This window comes from Massilia glaciei (assembly GCF_003011895.2).
GTDB classification, from domain to species: domain Bacteria; phylum Pseudomonadota; class Gammaproteobacteria; order Burkholderiales; family Burkholderiaceae_D; genus Telluria_A; species Telluria_A glaciei.
In genome coordinates this window covers 52,815-58,814 of sequence record NZ_PXWF02000191.1, presented here as the reverse complement: position 1 = coordinate 58,814, position 6,000 = coordinate 52,815, and the positions used below count along the sequence as shown (strand labels likewise).

Genomic DNA, 6,000 nt, shown 5'->3' with positions numbered 1-6,000 from the left:
GATTTGGCATCAGTTCGGAGTCAAGTTGCACACGGCCGCCTTGGAGGACGCATAGGCGGCCGCGGCCGGTATGCCGACCACGCCCGAGCGCGATGCCACGTTGATGAAGGCGCCGCGGCCGGCCGCGCGCATCGACTTGATCGCGTGCTTGCAGCCGAGGAAAACGCCGTCGAGGTTGGTGCAGTGCACCGCGTGCCAGTCGCCAGGCGCGCGTGTTCGGGATCGTGCGGCACCGCGCCCTGTTCGAATCCGGTGACGCCGGCGTTGTTGACGAGCACGTCGAACCGCCCGTGGGCCGCCATGAGCGAGGCGCATAGCGCGATTCATGGAACAATCGGCTTGACCAACTCAAATGGGCTTGACCAACTACAATGCAAGGAGCTCGCGCCTGCGGAGTGCCGGGGCGCCGCATTGTGCAATCTACCGGGGCGGGCGATGTATCACGGAGAAAGATTAAACGCTTGGACCCATCTCGTCGGGGCGGTGCTCGCCGTCGCCGGCACGGCGGTGCTGGTGACGCTGGCCGCGCTCGGGGGCGACCCCTGGAAAGTGGCCAGCGTCGCGATCTACGGCGCCACGCTGATCTTGCTGTACAGCGCCTCGGCGCTGTATCACAGCGTGCGCGGGCGCGCCAAGGATGTGTTGCGCAAGCTCGACCACCACGGCATCTACCTGCTCATCGCCGGCAGCTACACGCCGTTCTGCCTGGTCTCGCTGCGCGCATCATGGGGCTGGCCGCTGTTTGGCGTGGTGTGGTCGCTGGCCATCATCGGGGTGCTGCAGGAATTGCGGCCGCGCGGTGGCGCGCGCCGCCTGTCGATGGCGATCTATATCGTGATGGGGTGGGCCGCCCTGGCCGCACTGGTTCCGTTGCGCGCAGCGCTCGGCACGGCCGGCTTCGCCTGGTTGGCGGCCGGTGGCCTCGTCTACACGCTGGGCATCGTGTTTTACGTGCTCGATGCGCGGCTGCGGCACGCGCATGGCATATGGCATCTGTTCGTGATCGGCGGCAGTGCCGTTCACTACTTCACCGTCCTGTTCTACGTGTTGTAGGGACGGGTTCACCACAAGCGGGGAGTGTACCTTGAGAATAATTGTTGTCGGAAATGCGGTGGTGCTGATGGCCGTTCTGGCGGTTTTTCCCGCTTGCAAACGCGTCGAGCCCGTGCCCGCCGCGCCGGCCACGCAGGCGGGCGCGCCGGCCGGTCAGCCGGCCGCGCGGGCCGGTCAGCCGGATGCGGGCGCCGCCGCGCCGCCGCAGGCTGCGTTGACGGCGCCGCCGGCCGCGCCAAGCGCGGCGCGCACCATAGGCGCGGCCAGTGCCACCGCCACCGCCACCGCCGCTCCCGGGCGGCAGCCGATCGTGCGCGCCGTGCGCAGCGGGCGCCAGGCGGGCGCCGATCGGCTGGTGTTCGAGTTCGACACGCCAGGTTTGCCGGCCTGGCATGCCGAGTATGTCGACAAGCCGGTGCGCGATTGCGGCAGCGGCGACCCGGTGCCGGTCGCGGGCGATGGCTGGCTGCAGATCCGCTTCACCGGCGCGCAGGCCCACACGGAGCAGGGCGAATCGACCAGCGGGCCGCGCCGGCGCGCGCTGGCGCTGCCGGTCGCGCGCGAGCTGGTGCGCACCTGCGACTTCGAAGGCGAGGTCATCTGGGTGATCGGCGTTGCCAGTCCGAACCCTTACACGCCGCTGGTCCTGGCGCAGCCGTCGCGGCTGGTGATCGATATCGCCCATTGAGCCGGCTTCATCGCATCCCGGATTATTCCGGCGTGGCCGCCTCGCGCGCCAACGCCACGAACGCGTCGACCAGCGGCGCGTGTTCGCCGTTGCGCCAGGCCAGCAGCAAACTGGTGCTCGCGCCCGCGTCCGTCAGGGGGCGGTAACACACGCCCTCCATCTGGATGCGCTCGAACGAGGCCGGCAGGATCGACACGCCGCACCCGGCCGCCACCAGGCCGATGATGGTCGACGCCTCGCCCGCCTCCTGCGCGACGTGCGGCGCGAAGCCGGCCGCCCGGCACAATCGCAAAATCAGCGGGTTGACGCCGGTGCCGGCGCTTTGCGGATACATCACGAAGGGCGCGCCGGCCAGCTCGCCGATCGCCACCCCGGCGCGCGATGCCAGCGGATGGGCGCTCGGCAACACCAGCAGCAGCGGGTCTTCGCGCAGCGGCGTGGTGCCGAGCGACGCCGGCAGCGTCACCTCGGGTGGGCGGATGAAGCCAAGGTCGAGCTCGCGCCGTTCGAGCCGCGCGAGTTGGGGCACGGTCGCCATTTCGTGCAGGGTCAGCGCGACGGCGGGATGGCGTTCGCGGTAGCGGTTGATGACGCCGGCGAACAGCGGCGTGAGCGGCGTCGAAAAGGTGAAGCCGATGCGCAGTTCGCCCGCCTCGCCGCGCTGGGCGCGCCGCGCCGTCTCGGCGGCCTGCTTGGACAGGGCCAGGATGCGGCGCGCGTCGGCGAGGAAGAGTTTGCCCGCCCCGGTCAGCCTGACCGAGCGCTTGGTGCGCTCGAACAGCAGGGCGCCGACATCCGCTTCGAGCATCTGGATCGCGTGCGACAGCGGCGGCTGGCCGATGTGCAGACGCGCGGCCGCGCGCGTGAAATGCAGCTCCTCGGCGACGGCGATGAAGTAACGCAGGTGCCGCAATTCCATTTTATAATCTGTTTTAAGTATTAATAACGATAATAATATATATTGGACAGTATTAAAGCGCAAACCTAAGATGGGCCATCTACTCATCCCAGGAAACTTCCATGCCATCGGCCAGCTCCACCCGCCGCGCCGCCGGCGGCGCCGCGTTCAAGCGCATCAACCGTGCGATGCTGCTTGGCGGCTTCGCCACGTTCGCGTTGTTGTACTGCGTGCAGCCGCTGATGCCGCTGCTGGCCGGGGAGTTCGCGCTCACTGCGGCCCAGTCGAGCTGGTCTTTGTCGATCTCGACCGCCGCGCTGGCGCTGTCCCTGTTGCTCAGCGGCGCGGTGTCGGAGCGGCTCGGCCGCAAGCCGTTGATGGTCGCGGCCATCGCCATCGCCGCCGCGACGACCGTGCTGTGCGCCTTTGCCACCAGCTTTGGCCAGTTGTTGGCGCTGCGCGCGGCGCTGGGCATCGCGCTCGGCGGCATGCCGGCCATCGCCATGGCCTACCTCGGCGAGGAGATCGAGGCTCAATCACTGGGCTTGTCGATGGGTTTGTACATCGGCGGCAGCGCCTTCGGCGGCATGGGCGGACGCCTGCTGACGTCGGTGTTGACCGACCACCTGTCGTGGCGCGTGGCGCTTGGCGTGCTGGGCGCGGCCGGGATGGTGGCCGCATGGGTGTTTTGGCGCAGCCTGCCGCCGTCGCGCAACTTCACGCCCGCCGAGCCGGGCTGGGATCGCCTTGCCGCCGGCTTGCGCCAGCATTGTTCCGACCGCGGCTTGCTGCAGCTGTTTGTGATCGCCTTCATACTGGCGGGAAGTTTTGTGGGCATGTACAACGTCATCGGCTACCGCCTGTTGGCAACGCCGTTCGGATGGAGCCAGAGCGCGGTCGGCGCCTTGTCGCTGCTATACCTGATCGGCATGTTCAGCTCGGTGTGGGCGGGGCGCCTGGCCGACCGGCTGGGCCGGCGCGGGGTGCTGTGGATCATGCTGGCGACGATGGCGGCGGGGCTGCTGCTGACGCTGGCCGCGTCGCTGTGGTTGATCGTGCCGGGCATCGCGCTGTTCACCTTCGGGTTTTTCGCCTCGCACTGCGTGGCCAGCAGTTGGGTGGGGCGGCGCGCGCGCGGGCCCAAGGCGCTGGCGTCGGCGCTGTATTTGTTTTGCTATTACATCGGCTCGAGCGTGATTGGCTGGCTGTGCGGTGTGATGTGGCAGTCCGGCGGCTGGCCGGCCGTGGTGCTGGCGCTGGCGGGCTTGCTTGGGGGCGCGCTGCGGCTGGCGTTGGGCTTGCGCGGTGTGCCGCCGCTGCCGGCGCCGCCGGCGTCTGCGCATTTGGGATGCCACGTGGCCGCCGACGGGCGTGCGCGCCTTCACTGAGCGCCTCGCCGCGGACGCCGCGGCATGCACGGCAATCGAATTCACAGGGAGAAACGAATGGTAGATATGCACCAAACCCGTCGTCCAGACGACGAACCGTACTGGTCGTCGCTGCGGGACGCGTTCCAAAAGGCGCCGGACAGGATCAACCTGGAAAACGGCTATTTCGGGACCCAGGCCACGTCCGTCTTTGAGGCATGGCAGCGCCTCGAGCGTCAAATCCACCTGGAGAATTCGTATTTCCTGCGGGTGCGCAAGCCAGCGCTCATGACCGCCGCGATTGCGCGTCTGGCCGAATTCAGTGGCTGCGATCCAAGCGAACTGCTGGTCACCCGAAACGTCATCGAGGCGCTCAACATCGTCATCCAGGGCTACCCGTTTGCCGCCGGCGACGAAGTGGTCGTCGCCTCGCACGACTATGACGAAGTGGTCGAGATTTTGCAGATGGTTTCGGAGCGCAAGGGCTTGACCTTGCGCCGCGTCGTCATTCCACTCGACCCGCAAAGCGACGACGAGATCGTGGACGTCTACCGCCGCGCGATCGCGCCACGCACACGCGTGCTGCTGTTGACCCATGTGGTGCCACGCACGGGGCAGATCATGCCGGTCCAAAAAATATCCGCCATGGCGCGCGAATTCGGCGTCGAGACCATCGTCGATGCCGCCCACTCCTACGCCCATCTCGATTTCAAGGTATCGGAACTGGGCGCTGATTTCGTCGGGGTCAATTTGCACAAATGGCTTGGCGCGCCGCTCGGCGTCGGGATGCTTTACATCAGACATGCGCGGATCGCCGACATTTCACCGCTGTACGGGGACGTCAAGCACGCTGTCACCACCATGGCGAAACTGGGCAACTTTGGGACCGTGCCACCCGGGCCCATTCTGGCCATACCCGACGCCATCGCATTCCACCTCGCGATCGGCAGCGCAAACAAGGAGGCCCGCCTGCGCTATCTGAAGCAATATTGGCTAACGCGCGTGCGCGGCCTTCGCAATGTGCGTTCCCTGACGCCCGCCGACCCCAACCGTTCCTGTGCCATTGCGACTTTTTCCATCAACGGCATGCCCTCCTCCGAGGTGGTGCGTCGACTGCTGTGTGAGCACGCAATCTTCACCGTCGTTCGCAATGTCGACGGCCATGAGGGCGTGCGCGTCACCCCCAATTTATCGACCAGCATTGCTGAACTCGATTTGTTGGTGGGAGCGATCACCACCCTGGCCGACACGCAGATCCCGGCAACGGTTGTCCGATAGAGCTCAGGCGTTTCGGCGGCCGGCGCCATTTGATTTTTGCCGCGTGCTCATGTTGCATGGGCGCTCAGCCAGGCATGCACTTCAGCCGCGTTTCTGTCCGCTGGAAAGACCGGATAGAAATGCTTCACAATCTTTCCATCCTTGGCAATGCACGTGACACGCTTCAATAGTGTCTTTCCGTTAGCATCAAAAGTAGGCAAACCCAACGCTTTTGCAAATGACAATGCGCTATCAGCAAGCAGCGCATAGGGCAGTTGTAGACGTTGAAATGCTTCGACTTGATCTTCCGTGGTTTGCGTGCTCATCCCGAATACTTCAACGCCGAGCGACTGCAAGTCCCCATAGCTGTCGCGGAAAGAACAGGATTGGGGCGTGCAGCCTGCCGCACCCGGAATAGCGGCCCAGCCATCAGGAACAGGTATGCCGGGTTTGCCCGTCATGGGATAGCAATAGAGAACAAGCCATCCGCCATACGTTGCAAGGTTTACCATCGCGCCGGATGTTGAAGGAAGCTCGACACTAGGTAGCGTCAGGCCCGTCATATGGTCGCAGGCGCCGTCGTCCCTTGGAGCCGGCAAGCCGTCCGGCAATTTACTCAGCACGTCATTCGGTAGCTTGCTTGAATTCGACACGGATTTTCTCCCGGTTGTATTGACGCCCGCGAAGCGCTTTACTCTCGCGGTCGGGGCCGTCGGACATATTTTCGATCGGTTATG

Annotated in this window: 7 protein-coding genes; 4 read left to right on the top strand and 3 right to left on the bottom strand. The window is 65.7% G+C overall.

The annotated features are described in order from the left end of the window. Window positions 1–9 precede the first annotated feature (9 nt). Complete coding sequence (locus tag C7C56_RS29335) at window positions 10–189, bottom strand: SDR family NAD(P)-dependent oxidoreductase (protein WP_219933145.1); 180 nt, start codon at window positions 187–189, stop codon at window positions 10–12. 246 nt (window positions 190–435) lie between these two features. Here C7C56_RS29335 and trhA point away from each other — a divergent pair, with 246 nt between their 5' ends. Then, window positions 436–1,053 (top strand): PAQR family membrane homeostasis protein TrhA, encoded by a 618-nt coding sequence (gene trhA, locus C7C56_RS11765; protein WP_106757587.1) that lies wholly within the window; start codon window positions 436–438, stop codon window positions 1,051–1,053. A 31-nt stretch (window positions 1,054–1,084) separates the two neighbouring features. After that, window positions 1,085–1,741: an AMIN-like domain-containing (lipo)protein gene (locus C7C56_RS11760; protein WP_146204440.1), complete on the top strand. Its 657-nt coding sequence runs from the start codon at window positions 1,085–1,087 to the stop codon at window positions 1,739–1,741. A gap of 22 nt (window positions 1,742–1,763) precedes the next feature. Here the strand turns inward: C7C56_RS11760 and C7C56_RS11755 are convergent, their stop codons facing one another. Continuing rightward, a complete protein-coding gene (locus tag C7C56_RS11755; RefSeq protein WP_106757585.1) occupies window positions 1,764–2,660 on the bottom strand; it encodes a LysR family transcriptional regulator in 897 nt (298 codons plus the stop codon). 101 nt (window positions 2,661–2,761) lie between these two features. Here C7C56_RS11755 and C7C56_RS11750 point away from each other — a divergent pair, with 101 nt between their 5' ends. Together C7C56_RS11750 and C7C56_RS11745 are read left to right on the top strand one after the other, a co-directional pair. Beyond that, window positions 2,762–4,027, top strand: coding sequence for an MFS transporter (locus C7C56_RS11750; RefSeq protein WP_106757584.1), 1,266 nt, complete (start codon window positions 2,762–2,764; stop codon window positions 4,025–4,027). 57 nt (window positions 4,028–4,084) lie between these two features. Next, window positions 4,085–5,284, top strand: a complete 1,200-nt coding sequence (locus C7C56_RS11745) for an aminotransferase class V-fold PLP-dependent enzyme (protein WP_181373139.1) — start codon at window positions 4,085–4,087, stop codon at window positions 5,282–5,284. Window positions 5,285–5,331: 47 nt separating this feature from the next. Here C7C56_RS11745 and C7C56_RS11740 read toward each other — a convergent pair whose 3' ends face one another. Then, a complete protein-coding gene (locus C7C56_RS11740; protein ID WP_229458724.1) occupies window positions 5,332–5,916 on the bottom strand; it encodes a peroxiredoxin in 585 nt (194 codons plus the stop codon). Window positions 5,917–6,000: the final 84 nt, after the last annotated feature.

What these genes read in the sequence shown, in the direction of transcription:
- C7C56_RS11750 (WP_106757584.1), top strand. Translation starts at nt 2,762, where the DNA reads ATGCCATCGGCCAGCTCCACCCGCCGCGCCGCCGGCGGCGCCGCGTTC.
- C7C56_RS11745 (WP_181373139.1), top strand. Translation starts at nt 4,085, where the DNA reads ATGGTAGATATGCACCAAACCCGTCGTCCAGACGACGAACCGTACTGG.
- trhA (WP_106757587.1), top strand. Translation starts at nt 436, where the DNA reads ATGTATCACGGAGAAAGATTAAACGCTTGGACCCATCTCGTCGGGGCG.
- C7C56_RS11755 (WP_106757585.1), bottom strand. Translation starts at nt 2,660, where the DNA reads ATGGAATTGCGGCACCTGCGTTACTTCATCGCCGTCGCCGAGGAGCTG.